Source organism: Citrobacter portucalensis (assembly GCF_023374935.1).
Lineage (GTDB): Bacteria > Pseudomonadota > Gammaproteobacteria > Enterobacterales > Enterobacteriaceae > Citrobacter > Citrobacter portucalensis.
Genome location: NZ_CP092466.1, coordinates 4,763,038 through 4,776,557, shown reverse-complemented (window position 1 = coordinate 4,776,557; position 13,520 = coordinate 4,763,038). Strand labels below are relative to the sequence as shown.

At 52.1% G+C, this 13,520-nt stretch carries 14 protein-coding genes and 1 pseudogene; 5 read left to right on the top strand and 10 right to left on the bottom strand.

Annotation, left to right across the window (positions count from 1 at the left end; genetic code table 11):
• Position 1: 1 nt before the first annotated feature.
• The 7 genes from sorE to LY264_RS23015 all read right to left on the bottom strand — a co-directional run bounded on the left by sorE (position 2) and on the right by LY264_RS23015 (position 5,733).
• Positions 2-1,225 carry an L-sorbose 1-phosphate reductase gene (sorE, locus tag LY264_RS23045; RefSeq protein ID WP_071692186.1) on the bottom strand — a complete coding sequence of 408 codons (1,224 nt, stop codon included), beginning with the start codon at positions 1,223-1,225 and terminating at the stop codon, positions 2-4.
• Between the two features lie 68 nt (positions 1,226-1,293).
• Positions 1,294-2,118 carry a PTS system mannose/fructose/sorbose family transporter subunit IID gene (locus LY264_RS23040; RefSeq protein WP_048215145.1) on the bottom strand — a complete coding sequence of 275 codons (825 nt, stop codon included), beginning with the start codon at positions 2,116-2,118 and terminating at the stop codon, positions 1,294-1,296.
• Between the two features lie 11 nt (positions 2,119-2,129).
• Positions 2,130-2,927, bottom strand: a complete 798-nt coding sequence (locus tag LY264_RS23035) for a PTS mannose/fructose/sorbose transporter subunit IIC (protein WP_003826527.1) — start codon at positions 2,925-2,927, stop codon at positions 2,130-2,132.
• Between the two features lie 65 nt (positions 2,928-2,992).
• Complete coding sequence (locus LY264_RS23030) at positions 2,993-3,487, bottom strand: PTS sugar transporter subunit IIB (protein ID WP_048227499.1); 495 nt, start codon at positions 3,485-3,487, stop codon at positions 2,993-2,995.
• The gene (locus LY264_RS23025) at positions 3,487-3,894 is read right to left on the bottom strand and encodes a mannose/fructose/sorbose PTS transporter subunit IIA (RefSeq protein WP_003031647.1); all 408 of its coding nucleotides are present in this window, start codon (positions 3,892-3,894) and stop codon (positions 3,487-3,489) included. Before LY264_RS23025 ends, LY264_RS23030 begins: the two co-directional genes overlap by 1 nt.
• A gap of 9 nt (positions 3,895-3,903) precedes the next feature.
• The gene (locus LY264_RS23020; protein WP_048227498.1) at positions 3,904-4,710 is read right to left on the bottom strand and encodes an SDR family oxidoreductase; all 807 of its coding nucleotides are present in this window, start codon (positions 4,708-4,710) and stop codon (positions 3,904-3,906) included.
• A 69-nt stretch (positions 4,711-4,779) separates the two neighbouring features.
• Entirely contained in the window at positions 4,780-5,733 is a 954-nt protein-coding gene (locus LY264_RS23015; protein WP_032942077.1) for a sugar-binding transcriptional regulator, read from the bottom strand.
• 343 nt (positions 5,734-6,076) lie between these two features.
• Between LY264_RS23015 and rluF the strand changes: the two genes are divergently transcribed.
• Entirely contained in the window at positions 6,077-6,952 is an 876-nt protein-coding gene (gene rluF, locus LY264_RS23010; RefSeq protein ID WP_008786901.1) for a 23S rRNA pseudouridine(2604) synthase RluF, read from the top strand.
• On the opposite strand, the gene LY264_RS23005 is transcribed toward rluF, so the two are convergent.
• A complete protein-coding gene (locus tag LY264_RS23005; RefSeq protein WP_003826541.1) occupies positions 6,949-7,221 on the bottom strand; it encodes a YjbD family protein in 273 nt (90 codons plus the stop codon). The genes rluF and LY264_RS23005 overlap by 4 nt on opposite strands.
• 191 nt (positions 7,222-7,412) lie before the next feature.
• Here LY264_RS23005 and LY264_RS23000 point away from each other — a divergent pair.
• Together LY264_RS23000 and LY264_RS22995 are read left to right on the top strand one after the other, a co-directional pair.
• Positions 7,413-7,768 (top strand): annotated as a pseudogene (locus tag LY264_RS23000) (type II toxin-antitoxin system RelE/ParE family toxin).
• Positions 7,765-8,103 (top strand): helix-turn-helix domain-containing protein, encoded by a 339-nt coding sequence (locus LY264_RS22995; protein WP_048227497.1) that lies wholly within the window; start codon positions 7,765-7,767, stop codon positions 8,101-8,103. The pseudogene LY264_RS23000 and the gene LY264_RS22995 overlap by 4 nt, the downstream one beginning before the upstream one ends.
• A 13-nt stretch (positions 8,104-8,116) precedes the next feature.
• Here the strand turns inward: LY264_RS22995 and rtcR are convergent, their stop codons facing one another.
• Positions 8,117-9,703 (bottom strand): RNA repair transcriptional activator RtcR, encoded by a 1,587-nt coding sequence (rtcR, locus tag LY264_RS22990; RefSeq protein WP_048227496.1) that lies wholly within the window; start codon positions 9,701-9,703, stop codon positions 8,117-8,119.
• 450 nt (positions 9,704-10,153) lie between these two features.
• Between rtcR and LY264_RS22985 the strand changes: the two genes are divergently transcribed.
• Positions 10,154-11,281, top strand: coding sequence for a slipin family protein (locus LY264_RS22985; protein ID WP_048227495.1), 1,128 nt, complete (start codon positions 10,154-10,156; stop codon positions 11,279-11,281).
• 5 nt (positions 11,282-11,286) lie between these two features.
• Positions 11,287-12,072 carry a nucleotidyltransferase domain-containing protein gene (locus tag LY264_RS22980; RefSeq protein ID WP_048227494.1) on the top strand — a complete coding sequence of 262 codons (786 nt, stop codon included), beginning with the start codon at positions 11,287-11,289 and terminating at the stop codon, positions 12,070-12,072.
• 42 nt (positions 12,073-12,114) lie between these two features.
• On the opposite strand, the gene lysC is transcribed toward LY264_RS22980, so the two are convergent.
• The gene (lysC, locus tag LY264_RS22975) at positions 12,115-13,464 is read right to left on the bottom strand and encodes a lysine-sensitive aspartokinase 3 (RefSeq protein WP_048227493.1); all 1,350 of its coding nucleotides are present in this window, start codon (positions 13,462-13,464) and stop codon (positions 12,115-12,117) included.
• Positions 13,465-13,520: the final 56 nt, after the last annotated feature.

Here is a 13,520-nt window from a genome sequence, read left to right as displayed (position 1 = left end):
GTTAAATTTCCTCGGCGTGAGACAATATGTACTGTTCGGCTTCCTGCGACCAGATCCCCTGATGACGCTCCAGGATATCGCGCAAGGCCGGATCGTCAATCTGGGTGAGCGCAGTTAACGGCAATGCTTTTCCGGTGTAAACCAGTTTTTTACCCCCACCGACTTGCGGCAGTTCCAGCGTTGTTTCACCTGCCGCATTCAATCCCAGAATGTGTGTCACCACTTTTGCCGCCTGAACTTTCTTCTCTTCGATCAGTTTTACCGCCGTGCGCATGTCGTCGGTATTGCCGCCAGATGTCCCAACATAATGGGTGAAGGCATAGTGCACGTCGTAGAAGTTAATCGGCGCGCTAAACTGCTTATCCTGCGGACCGGCAAAGAAGTTCATGCAACCATCAGCAGCCAGCAAAGAAGAGGCCAGCGTAACCAGCTGTTCGTTGGGCACAAAAACAAAGATGTCATCAAACCCGTGTCCGCCGCTCAGCGCCATCAAGGTGTCATAACCCGCATCCTGGGCGTGGAGATAATGGATCAACGTTTGTGGTTCTGATGGATAGTGCTTGCGGGCGTAGTTCAACTTGTCGTTATTGGTGTCGGTCACCACCAGCAGCGCCGGGTTAACCGGTCCATGCAGTGCATAGTCGATCGCCAGTAGTCCCATTGGCCCGGTACCGCCGAGGATTAACGTGCGCCCCTGCGGACGAATGCCCATCTTATGGTTATAAGTGCCTTCCTGTAGGTGATAGTTGGCGTTGAATGCGCCAATCACGCAGGACAGCGGCTCAACCAACGAGCCTTCAAAATAGGTTTCACCTTCGTAGGCTAACAGGCAGTCCTGCTCCATGACTTCATCAGGAATGATGACGTGCGTGGCTTCACCGCCTACCCACGGGAAGGAGTAGCCGGGGCAGTCCGGGCGATCCGGCAGTTGCAGGTTAGCCTGAATGACATAGCGCTGGCCGGGATGAAACTTATGCTGCCATTTTTTGCCTACGGCAATAATATCGCCGCAAAACTCGTGACCGATGATGATCGGGTTGGTAGCCACATCGTCCGGCACCTTTTTGTGGTTCTCGCCCTGGTTAGCCTCTTTCCAGGAAGAAAGGCACAGGCTGTCGGTTACGACTGAGGCCAGAATTTCATCGTCCTGCATTTCAGGAAGATCGAAGGTTTCCAGGCGCAGATCGCGTTTACCATAAAGACGTAAAGCTGTTGTTGTTTGCATTGTTACCACCTCTTCCTCTTTCGAGGACTATTTGTTGAAGTTGCCCCGGCATCGCCGGGGCGAAAAAATCAGGACAGGAAGCCCAGCGCGTTACCGATAATTCCCAGCGCAAACAGGGCGAAGATCAGCCATACCGGATTAATTTTCCTGTTGAGCAGACGCACCATCAGCAGCGTCAGACCCAGCGCCAGCAGGCCGGGGCAGAGTTGGTCGAGAATGTTCTGCACGGTCATGGTGACGGTGGTGCCGTCTGCGCCAGGCGTTTGCGATACCACCAGCGGCACGTTGATGCTGGTCCATTTGGTGACCAACACCCCCATGACAAACAGGCCGAGAATCGATGCGCCTTCGGTCAGTTTCTGCAGCAGGTTGCCGCCCATGTCGCTGACGATATTGACCCCTTTACGAAAGCCAAGCTGTAAGCCGTACCACTTCATGGCAAGACGTACTGCATTGAAAATAAAGAAGAACAATAGTGGGCCGAGAATGTTTCCGGACAGCGCCAGCGATGCGCCGAGCGCGGCGGTAATCGGGCGCAATGTTCCCCAGACCAACGGGTCGCCAACACCGGCCAGCGGGCCCATCAGCCCAACTTTGATGCCGTTGATGGCCCCGTCGTCAATTTCCGCACCATTAGCGCGAGCTTCTTCCATCGCGGCGGTCACGCCAATCACCGGGCCGCACACGGCAGGCGTGGTGTTGAAAAACACCAGGTGGCGTTTGAGTGCTGCAACCTGGTCCTCTTTCAGCGGATACAGGCGCTTGATGGCAGGGATCATGTCGTAGCAAAAGCCCAGTCCATGAATGCGTTCAAAGTTGAATGACGCCTGTTGCAGATTGGAGCGAACAAACATGCTAAACAGGTCAGATTTGGTCAGTTTTTTCTGTTCCATGGCTGGCTCCATTAGTCATCAAGCTGATCGAGAGCTTGAGAAGAGGCGGGTTGCGCCTGCGGTTCGGCTTTACGCCACTGTGGGTTCAACTGGATGTAGACCAGCGCGATAATCACGCCAACCCCACCGAAAGCCAGCAGGCTCAAATCGAGATAACCCCCAGCGATAAACCCGAGGAAGAAGAAGGGCATCAGGTACTTCACGCCCATCATGCGCAGCACCATGGCGTAGCCGACCACCACGATAAAGCCACCGGCAATCTGCAATCCGCGGGTGACGAATTCCGGAATGGCGTTGAGCATATTGCTGACCATATCGGCGCTGACAAACAGCGAGACGATTAATGCAGGGATGGCAACGCGCAGCGCCTGTACGCCGAGAGCGGAAACGTGCAGCATGTCGATGGTGCGAAAGCGGGCGTCTTCGGCTGCTTTATCTGCCGCGTGCTGGAACACCACGGTGATGGTACGGGCAAAGACAGTTAGCACCTGACCTGCCGCCGCGACTGGCAGGGCGATGGCGATACCGGTAGCAATGCTTTGCTGACCGACGATAACCAGAATGGCGGAGATAATACTGGCGAGCGCCGAATCGGGAGACTGCGCTGCGCCGACGTTCATCCAGCCAAGAGCGATTAACTCCAGCGTGCCGCCGAGCATAATCCCGGTTTTTAAATCACCAAGGATTAGGCCGATAACGGTACAAGCAATTAGCGGACGGTGGGTCTGGAACTCATCCAGCACGCTACCCATTCCGGCAATACAGGAAAATAGGAATATGGCGATAATTTGTAGGGTACTTATTTCCATAATATGTCACCTTGTGAATGTGATCATCCCTGCCTGTTAAAGCATAAGTACACAGGCATTTTTATTTATTCAGCGAACGATTGTTCTTCTATTTTTTCGAGAATATTAATAGATGGATCGGATGCGACAACGCGTAAATCCAGCGTAACACCCAGTTTATCTAACTCACGAAACGCATTAATGTCGTCGCTGTCTAAAGAAACGGCTTTGGTTAATTGTTTTTTACCTGGTCGCCAGGCCATGCCGCCAATATTTAACGTGGCAATTTTTACCCCTTGTTTTACCATTGCTAATGCATCCTGTGGGCGGGTAAATAGATAAAAAACGGTTTCGTTCTGGTATTGCGGATTATGGTAAACCGCGACCGCCTTTTCGATATTAACGACGTTCACTTTCATTCCCGGTGGGGCAGCCTGACGTAATAATGTGCGGCGTACTTCATCGTTATAAACGTCGTCATTACAGATAATAATCCGTTGGGCATTCGCCACCTTCGACCAGACGGTGGTGACCTGACCGTGGATCAGGCGGTCATCAATACGAGCAAGGGTAATGTTCATCAGAAATCCTCTTCGGCCGTTTCCAGATGCTTCCAGACGACACAGGTTTGTTGAGCAATGGTCGTCAGGTGTTCGCACAGTTCATCTACATTCATACTGCTTTGGTTGTCTACCAGCTCCAGCGCCAACGGCAGTGATAACCCGCTAATGACCCGTATCGCCGGATTGTGCATCGCCAGCGTCGCGGCAGCATTCCAGGGACTGCCACACTGTAAATCGACGGCAATCAGCCATTCATCGCCAGTGTGAATACTTACTAACTTTTTTAGCTTTTCCACAATGTCGCTGGCGTTCTCTCCGGGGACAAATGCCACGGCTTCAACGTTGGCATCACCGTAGACCATCTGTACCGATTCCAGCATGGCGCAGGCCAGTTTGCCGTGAGCACAGAAGATTGCATTGACCATAAAACCTCCTTAGCCGCGCGTTTTTCCGCCCGCAATGTTAGTGGTTACTCCGGTGATGTAACTGGCGCGCTCAGATAAAAGATAACAAACAAAATCAGCAACTTCGCTTAAGCGACCTGATCGACCAATCGGGATCGCGTTCTTGGTGTAGCCCTCGCGCAGCTGTTCGACGGTGATGTTGCGGGTCCAGGCCAGCGCTTCTTCATACTCGGGGGTCCGCAGTCCGGTTTTTTCCAGAATGCCAGGTGCAATACCAACCACGCGGATGCCGTGTTTGCCCAACTCTTTCGACCAGGAACGGGTAAAACTATTCAATGCGGCTTTGGTCGCGGCGTAACAGCTTTGACCTTCAGAACCTTCCAGTCCGCTTTCGGAAGAGACATTCACAATCACGCCGTTACGCTGTTTTATCATTTGGCGTGCCGCTGCCTGCGACATTAAGAACACACCTTTCTGGTTGATATTAACCATTTTTTCGAAAGCAGCTTCGTTGAGTTCGTATTGCCCGGCGGGTGCTTTTTCATCGACCAGCAGACGCGGAAAATTAACGCCAGCATTATTTACCAGCCCATCAATATGTCCGTAGCGTTGGATAATTTCAGCGACAGTATGATTAACCTCTTTGGCACTGGAAATATCCGTTGGCCAGAATTGATACCCGTCATGGCTATCGTATTTACCTTCTCCACCATGAATATCTGCCATTTGTACATTAGCGCCTTGCGCTAATAACTCTTCGACAATCGCCAGACCAATTCCGGATGCACCACCGGTAACAATAATGACTTTGTCCTGCAAGTTTAACCACGTTTGCATAATAAACTCCCGATTCAGATAAGGGGATCCCACATAAAATTAATTATGGCAGGACCAATTAGAATTTATTTACTTCAACAATAATTCAGCGGTATGACTGTTGGTGACTAAACAGTTAATATAATTCCCACGTAATGCGCCTAATATCCCACTGTATTTTTCTTCACCCATTGCAATGCCAATGGAGTAACGCGCCTGTTTTAATTTATTGGTTTCGATGGAGAGCGTCTTTTCACTCATATTGGTCTCTACGGTTACACCGTTGATATCGTAAAAGCGCGAGCAAATGTCTCCGGCGACCTGGCGGGCATGCAGGTCATCACTCTCTTCACTGCCGTAAAAGGCGTGCCAGTTGGCGCCATCACGTATCGCCGGAGATCCAATCCCGACCAGCGCGATGTCCAGATTATCCCAGTACGCAGAAATCGATTTAAAATGTCGTGACTGCATGATCCCGTTACGGATCAGCGGGTTTTCCAGCAGCGCCGGGAAATCTGCCAGGTGTGATTCCCCTTTGAGCTTTGCCGCAGCGCCGTAGGTCAGCGTATTGACGTGGTAGCGGCTTTCAAGCTTGCCGGATGGTCCGCCGATAATCGGCACACAGATCAGCTGGCGCGACTGGCTGGCAGGAGATAATCCTTCCACCAGTCCCCGTACCGCGCGGCCCCATGAGAACCCGATAATGTCCCCAGGTTCCAGTAAGCGTTCCAGCAACTGTGCGCCATGTACGCCCATCATATTAAGTTGTTCATCTTCCTGCTCGCTATCGCAGGAGACTACGACCGCCTCTTTCAGGCCAAATTTCTGTTTTAGCTGCTGTTCCAGCCACAGATTTTCGTTGTAGTCGTAATTAATGGCGATGGTGACGATACCCTGCTCGCGTCCACGTTTTAGTAACCGGCTGATCGTGGTGCGATAAATACCCAGCTCGCGGGCGATTTGCGCTTGTGTCATATCCTGTTCGTAATACAGCTGCGCTATTTTTACGATCAGGCGGATATCATCGCTGTTTTCCGTCGCCATTTTTGGACTCCTGCACATTTGTGCAAATCACGAAATTGCCTTCTTAATCTGATATAACCCCATCTGTTCTCCATCTCAAAGCTATTTTCACTTATTTCAGCGCCCTGAAATGACCGATTGTGTTGCACATTTGATGTGGTGATGGCGCGTTGTCGGCACAGATGTGCATACCTCTCTAATGTATTGATTCTGCTTGTTTTCACTCAACAAAATTGCAGGGATGGATCGCTGACACTTTTGTGTCAAAAGGTGTGACGGATCACAAATAGCGCGTGGACAGTCGAACACGATTATTTTTTATCGTCCGCAAGGTAGGGTATATTTCGCTGTCAAAGGAGAAACTATGCTGCCCGACTCATCCATCCGATTAAATAAATACATCAGTGAAAGCGGAATCTGCTCGCGCCGCGAGGCGGATCGCTTTATCGAACAAGGGAATGTCTTCCTGAATGGTAAACGCGCCACCATCGGCGATCAGGTGATGCCTGGCGACGTCGTAAAAGTAAATGGTCGGTTGATTGAGCCGCGTGAAGCGGAAGATCTGGTTTTTATCGCGCTGAATAAGCCGGTAGGGATTGTCAGCACCACCGAAGACAGCGAACGCGACAACATTGTTGATTTCGTGAATCACAGCAAGCGCGTGTTTCCAATTGGTCGTCTGGACAAAGATTCTCAGGGACTTATCTTTCTGACCAACCACGGCGACCTGGTGAATAAAATCCTGCGTGCCGGTAACGATCACGAAAAAGAATATCTGGTGACGGTCGATAAGCCGGTCACTGATGACTTTATCCGTGGTATGGGGGCCGGTGTGCCCATTCTCGGTACCGTCACCAAAAAATGTAAGGTGAAGAAAGAAGCGCCGTTTGTGTTTCGTATTACGCTGATTCAGGGGCTTAACCGTCAGATCCGTCGTATGTGCGAACACTTTGGCTATGAAGTTACCAAGCTTGAGCGTACGCGTATCATGAACGTTGGTTTGTCTGGTCTGCCGCTTGGTGAATGGCGCGACCTGACAGATGACGAACTGATCGATCTGTTCAAGCTGATTGAGAACTCGTCCTCAGAAGCCAAACCGAAGGCGAAAGCGAAGCCCAAAACCGCAGGCATTAAGCGCCCGGTAGTGAAAATCGAAAAATCGGCGGAGAAAGAGAAATCGCGCCCGGCGGCAAACGGTAAGCGTTTTACCTCGCCGGGGCGTAAGAAGAAAGGGCGTTAACGTCTGCCGCGCGTTGGCGTATTTGCTGACCAGGAAAACGATGCTTCCGCATCCGGTTTATAAGCCTGCTTTTTCTTCAACTGGCGGGCTTTTTTCGCTTCTGCTTCGCGCAAGGCCATCAGTTTATCGATGTACTCTTTCTTGATGCTGTTGGTCTCTGCGTTGGTCAGCAGGCGACCATGCGCAATGCGCGCGCGGTCGAGCAGCGTTTTCAGTTCACGCTGTTCGCGCTCGGTCATCTCTTTTTGGGTAATGCGGGGGAGTGCCATATGGGTGCCCTCTGTTAGCCGATATCCTCAGTGTACGGTAATTCGTGCAGAATAAAACTAATCCTGAAAGAGCCTCGCAAAATATAGCTTGTTGAAGTGACGGAATTTCTATTCTGATTTAGCGTAATGACAGGAAAACGTGTGGGTGACGCATTTTATTGTTTGTATAAAATTTTATACAAGGATGTGTTATGCTTTCAATAAAGCGGGCCTTAAAGCCCATTGTCTGGATTGGCAGTTCATTTGATGATTTACGAAGCTTTCCTGAAGATATACGTAAAACCGCTGGTTTTCAGCTACATCGTTTACAGGCTGGATTAGAAGCTGCTGACTGGAAGCCGATGCCAGAGATAGGTCGAGGTGTTAGGAGGTAAGGCTCAGGTATGAATCTGGCGCATACCGAATCATCTACATTGCTCGCTATGCTAACGCGGTCTATGTACTGCATTGTTTCAATAAAAAGACGAAACGTACTTCTGAGCACGATAAACACATTGCTAAAGTTAGATATCGAACCGCTTTGCAAGAAGACAGGAATCAGAAATGAACAATACCGTTGATAATAAGGTTCGCCATGTAACCTCTCCGGATGTCAATATTTTTGCCGAACTGGGGTTTGCAGAAGCGGAAGCGAAGAGCTTAAAGCATGATGCTGAATGCGAGGTCGAACAACTCATTCGCCTGAAGCAGCAGTTGATGCAAGAAATTTCCGGATGGATTGATGAAAACCATCTGAAACAAGCGGAAGCTGCTGTGAAACTGAATATTTCCCGGCCCCGTGTTTCAGATGTTGTTAATCAGAAAATCAACAAATTTACCCTTGATGCGCTGGTCATGATGCTGGTGAAGTTAGGAAAACCAGTAACAGTTCAGATTGGGTAATGTTAGATATTGTTTATTGTATCTGATCGCTGCGAACGCTTTCCCAGCTCAGCCCGAAGCGGGCGAGATATTTTCGCAAGCGGTCTGCATCGTTAGGATTGGCTTTCTTCTGCCGTGAGACGGCAAACAGTTCGCGCCCCGCCTCCGACAGCGACGCGCTGCGGCGGCACACTTCCAACACCGTTTCTAACTGGCGGCGATCGAACAGGTCAATGTCCATGTTCAGTTCAGGTTGCGAAGCGGTAATCTGCCAACTCTCCTTTAACAGCGCAATTTCTTCTTCGACAAGGGATAAGGTGATGCGCCCCTGTTCGGCAAGTGTCGCCATTCGCGCGATGGATGAACTTAGCTCGCGAAAATTGCCGCGCCACTGCGCCTGTGGGGAACAGGCAAATGCCAGATAACAAACGCGAGCCTCTTTGTCGAAACGGATCTGCATCTGTTTACGGCTGGAAAAACGGTGTAGCTCATACTCGACGTTCGGAGCGATATCTTCCCGCCGCTGCGCCAGACCGGGCAGGGCGAAGTTCCACATATTGATACGCGCGTAGAGATCTTCGCGAAAACGGCCCTCGGCGACCCATTGCTGCATGTCGCGATGGGTTCCGGCAATCAGCTGAAAATCGCTGTGTACTTCTTTGTCCGATCCAAACGGGAAAAAGGTTTTTTCCTCTATCGCTTTTAGCAGCATGGCCTGCTCGTCCAGCCCTAACTCGGCTATCTCATCAAGGAACAGCACGCCGCCATCCGCTTCACGCAGCAGTCCGCTGCGCGCCGTGAGTGCGCCGGTAAACGCCCCTTTCACGTGACCGAACAACGTAGACATCGCATTGTCGCCACGCAGGGTTGCGCAGTTGACGGCGACCAGTTTCCCTGCCACCAGATGCCGCGACTGGCGTAGCTGAAAAATACGTTTCGCCAGAAAGGATTTACCCGCGCCGGTGGGGCCGGTGAGCAGGATCGGGTCGGTCGAACGTAGAGCCACACGCTCAATGCGATCGATCAGTTTATTGAAGGTGGCGTTGCGCGTATCAATCCCGGCCTTCAGAAAAGAGACTGACTGCTGCTGTTCGCGCTGAAAACGACTGGTGAGCGTGGCGTAGCGGCTTAAATCGAGATCGATTATCGAGCAAACGCCGGCGGTGACGGCCTCATCCGATGAACCGGCTGGTGCCGGGCTGGTTTGCAGCAGGCTGGCGGGCAGGTAGCGGGCTTCCGTTAGCAGAAACCAGCAGATCTGCGCGACGTGCGTCCCGGTGGTGATGTGCACCAGATACTCTTCGTTTTCTGTATCAAAGCTGTAGTGGGTGGCGAAGTCGAGGAAAGCGGCGTAGACCTCTTCAAAATCCCAGGGGTCGTTAATAGTCACGGCATGCGGGCGTACTTCGGTGTCAGGTGAGAGCAGCGCGACGTCTTCAATCAACCTTTGCGCCATGCCTTCATCGCGTGGCTGGTGGAGTAGTTCCAGTCTGTCGACAGGGAAATCAGGCTGTTGGCACAATCCAACCGTGGGGCGCCACTTTTTAAACCGATTGGCGCGTTTACCGCGTTTGTCCAGCACCGTACCCAGTACGCCAATTACAACCCGCCGCTTTTTCATGGTTTATCCAAAAAGATAAGTTAAGAGATTAAAAGATAAAAAAATTAACCGAGTGAGACAACTGCCAATATTGGCGACAACAATTAAATTTATATAAATCAATTTATTAAAAATAAATTCTGACGATTTTCATTTCTGGCACGCTTCTGGCAATAACTCTTACGTCAATCACGCTGAAAACGCAGGGGGTTAAACCCCGCCGGCACGTCAGGAACGGCACAGGCTGTTTTCCGGGAGTGTTCCGTCAGCCGCTGACACACAGTGGGTTCGATTCCCAATTTCATCCTCCGAATGAAAACTGGTTGTTAATCATAGAAATAAAACGGAGCGATGCGCAGTTAGCACGCTCCAGAACAGGCTGCCGGTAAAGATGCCGTGCGACAGGCAAAAGGGAATTCCCCTGTCGCTTCGTCCCTGCACCCGCACCTGACTCACAATAAGGAATAAAAAATGAAGAAAAAAATCACTATTCGTAAAGGCCAGCTTGGCCTGTTATCCCGACAGGGTGATTACTATCAGGTACTGGATGCAGGTGAACACCGTTTGCCATGGTTTAACACACCGGATGTTCTGGTGATCAATACCGATGGCAGCGAAATTCCGGAAGCTCTGGCGGAGTATTTACGTCGCTTCCAGCCTGCATGGGTGGAGCAGTACTGTGTGGTGGCCGATTTAACCGATACCGAAGCGGGTGCGCTGTATGTGAACGGCGTCTTGCAGGAAATTTTGCCACCGGGAACGCGCCGTCTGTATTGGCGCGCAGAGGAAGCACTGAAGCTGGTGCGTATGGATACGCGTCAGGTTTCGGTACCGGTTGAGGTGATGAATGCAGTGTTACAGCCACGACGTAACGGTACGGTGAAAGGCCGTGAAGCTATCTTAACGGTACAGGTTCCTGCGTGGCATGTTGGTGTGCTGAAAATTGATGGCGAAACCCAGACGCTGTTGCCGCCGGGGTTGACCGCATACTGGAAGATAAACCATCTGATTGAAGCCGAAGTTGTTGATACTCGTTTACAGGTACTGGAGGTCGGTGGACAAGAGATCCTGACCAAGGATAAGGTCAACCTGCGTTTAAATCTGGCCGCAAACTGGCGTTATGGCGATGTGTTGCTGGCTTTTGGCCAACTAACCAAACCGCTGGATCACCTTTACCGCGAATTGCAGTTTGCCCTGCGGGAAGCGGTGGGAACGCGCACGCTGGACGAGCTGCTGGAAGATAAGCAGGTGATCGATGAGGTGGTGAGCGCACAGGTGAAAGCCCGAATGACACCGTTTGGTATCGAGGTCGCTTCGCTCGGCGTGAAAGATATTGTCCTGCCGGGTGATATGAAGGCCATCCTGTCCCAACTGGTTGAAGCTGAGAAATCCGCCCAGGCCAACGTGATCCGCCGTCGTGAAGAGACTGCCGCGACGCGATCGCTGTTGAATACCGCGAAAGTGATGGAAAACAACCCGGTGGCGCTGCGCTTAAAAGAGCTGGAAACCCTTGAAAGAGTCGCTGAACGTATCGATAAAATCTCGGTGTTCGGAGGCCTGGACCAGGTGCTGCACGGTCTTGTGAACATAAAAGGATAAGAATAATGAGCTACAACACAGTGGACGGCGCGATGCGCGAAAGGGTATTGCGCCAGCTAAAAGAGGTAGAGCAGCGCTATGGCGTCAGGGTGCTGTATGCCTGTGAATCCGGCAGTCGTGGCTGGGGATTTGCCTCGCCGGACAGCGACTACGACGTGCGATTTCTCTATGTTCATCCGCCTGAGTGGTATCTGCGGGTTGAAGCGCCACGAGATGTTATCGAGTTGCCGATAGATGATGAGCTGGACCTCTGCGGCTGGGAATGGCGCAAGGCGCTGGGGTTACTGAAAGGCGCAAACCCTACGCTTATTGAGTGGCTGGATTCGCCAGTGGTCTATCAACAGGATGAAGTGACCGTGTCGGCGCTGAAAGCGTTGGTGCCCAAATGGTTTTCCCCGCTACGTGCCCGCTGGCACTACTACTCGATGGCGCGGAAAAACTTCCGTGGCTATCTGCAAGGTGACGACGTGCGATTGAAAAAGTACTTTTACGTCATTCGCCCGCTGCTGGCGGTGCGTTGGGTGGAGGAGGGGAAAGGCGTGCCACCGATGCGTTTTGCCGATCTGCTGGCGGGAAGTGAACTGGATGCGCCATTGCGTCAGGAAATTGATGAGCTGCTGGAGCGCAAGCAGTGTGCGGGTGAAGCGGAATACGGCCCGCGTCGTCCACTGTTGCATGCGTTTATCCGCGCCGAGCTGGAAAGAGGAGAGATTCCGCCGACGTTACCGGATAGTCGGGAAGGCGATGTCAGGGAGTTGGACAGATTGTTATATGAAACGGTGATGCGGTGAAAATGCCCGATGGGACAAGAGCCATCGGGCGTTGGCATCTACTCACTCAAACAAATTATGGTGCAGCTTCTGTACCACCTGTTCGGCTTCAGTACCGGGCACCAGGAAGCACAGGTTATGGCTGGACGCGCCGTAGCAAATCATGCGGATGTTGAATGGCTCCAGTACGCCGAACACCTCTTTACCCACGCCACAGGCTTTGGACAGGTCGTTGCCAATCAGTGCCACCAGCGCCAGGCCTTCTTCCACTTCAACCCGACACAGGGCAGACAGTTCCATCAGCAGAGACTGTGTTAACAGTGTATCGCCGGTGGAGGTCGAACCGGTGGTATCCAGCGTCAGCGCCACGCTGACTTCGGATGTGGTAATTAAATCGACCGAAATATTGTGGCGTGCCAGGATGCCGAACACTTCCGCTAAAAAGCCGCGAGAGTGCAGCATATTCAGGCTATGCAGCGTCAGCAGCGTTTGCTTACGACGCAGTGCCAGCGCCCGGAACAGCGGTGGATTCGCGGTTTTATTGCATACCAGCGTACCGCCTGCTTTTGGAGCCTTACTGGAGCCAACAAACACCGGGATATCGCTACGCACGGCAGGTAACAACGTTGCCGGGTGCAGCACTTTCGCGCCAAAGGTCGCCATTTCTGCGGCCTCTTCAAAGGCGATTTCATCAATACGCTGCGCCGCCGGAACAACGCGCGGATCGGTCGTGTAAATGCCAGGAACATCGGTCCAGATATCGACGCGCGTGGCGTGCAGCGCTTCGGCCAGCAGGGCAGCCGTATAATCGCTCCCGCCGCGCCCCAACGTGGTGGTGCGGCCTTTACCTTCACTGCCGATAAAGCCCTGAGTAATCACCAGACCTTCGCTCAGACGCGGGGCCAACTGGAGCGTTGCCAGTTCGGCCAGCGCCGCGACGTCAGGTTCTGCGCGGCCAAAACGATCGTTGGTGCGCATCACTTTACGTACGTCAAACCACTGCGCCTGCACGTTGCGCTCACGCAGGATCTCGACGAACAGCAGGGTAGACATCAGTTCACCGTGGCTAACCAGTTCGTCGGTCAGCGCGGTTGAGGTCGCCAGTGACGCTGCTTCTGCCAGCGTGGTGATGTTTTCCAGCAGACGTTCAATCTCTTCACGTATCACGTTTGGATAACGCAGGCGTTCCAGAATATTGAACTGAATTTGACGAATGGCATCGAGTTTTTCGAAGCGCGCGGTTGGCTCCAGCCCTTCAGCCAGTGCGACCAGCAGGTTGGTGATTCCCGCAGAAGCGGAAAGTACCACTACACGGACGTTAGCATCAGAAAGTACTACATCAGCGCTGCGATTCATGGCATCAAAATCCGCCACGCTGGTACCGCCAAATTTGGAGACAACTACATCAGTCATAACTACCTCGTGTCAGGGAATGAATAGAGCGACCATGGCACATAAGGCAGAACAGA

Bases quoted from the DNA above. Each gene is read 5' to 3' on its own strand.
- rtcR (WP_048227496.1), bottom strand. From the start codon at position 9,703: ATGAAAAAGCGGCGGGTTGTAATTGGCGTACTGGGTACGGTGCTGGAC.
- LY264_RS23035 (WP_003826527.1), bottom strand. From the start codon at position 2,927: ATGGAAATAAGTACCCTACAAATTATCGCCATATTCCTATTTTCCTGT.
- rluF (WP_008786901.1), top strand. From the start codon at position 6,077: ATGCTGCCCGACTCATCCATCCGATTAAATAAATACATCAGTGAAAGC.
- LY264_RS22995 (WP_048227497.1), top strand. From the start codon at position 7,765: ATGAACAATACCGTTGATAATAAGGTTCGCCATGTAACCTCTCCGGAT.
- LY264_RS23015 (WP_032942077.1), bottom strand. From the start codon at position 5,733: ATGGCGACGGAAAACAGCGATGATATCCGCCTGATCGTAAAAATAGCG.
- LY264_RS23020 (WP_048227498.1), bottom strand. From the start codon at position 4,710: ATGCAAACGTGGTTAAACTTGCAGGACAAAGTCATTATTGTTACCGGT.
- LY264_RS22985 (WP_048227495.1), top strand. From the start codon at position 10,154: ATGAAGAAAAAAATCACTATTCGTAAAGGCCAGCTTGGCCTGTTATCC.
- LY264_RS23005 (WP_003826541.1), bottom strand. From the start codon at position 7,221: ATGGCACTCCCCCGCATTACCCAAAAAGAGATGACCGAGCGCGAACAG.
- LY264_RS23025 (WP_003031647.1), bottom strand. From the start codon at position 3,894: ATGGTCAATGCAATCTTCTGTGCTCACGGCAAACTGGCCTGCGCCATG.
- LY264_RS23040 (WP_048215145.1), bottom strand. From the start codon at position 2,118: ATGGAACAGAAAAAACTGACCAAATCTGACCTGTTTAGCATGTTTGTT.
- sorE (WP_071692186.1), bottom strand. From the start codon at position 1,225: ATGCAAACAACAACAGCTTTACGTCTTTATGGTAAACGCGATCTGCGC.
- lysC (WP_048227493.1), bottom strand. From the start codon at position 13,464: ATGACTGATGTAGTTGTCTCCAAATTTGGCGGTACCAGCGTGGCGGAT.
- LY264_RS23030 (WP_048227499.1), bottom strand. From the start codon at position 3,487: ATGAACATTACCCTTGCTCGTATTGATGACCGCCTGATCCACGGTCAG.
- LY264_RS22980 (WP_048227494.1), top strand. From the start codon at position 11,287: ATGAGCTACAACACAGTGGACGGCGCGATGCGCGAAAGGGTATTGCGC.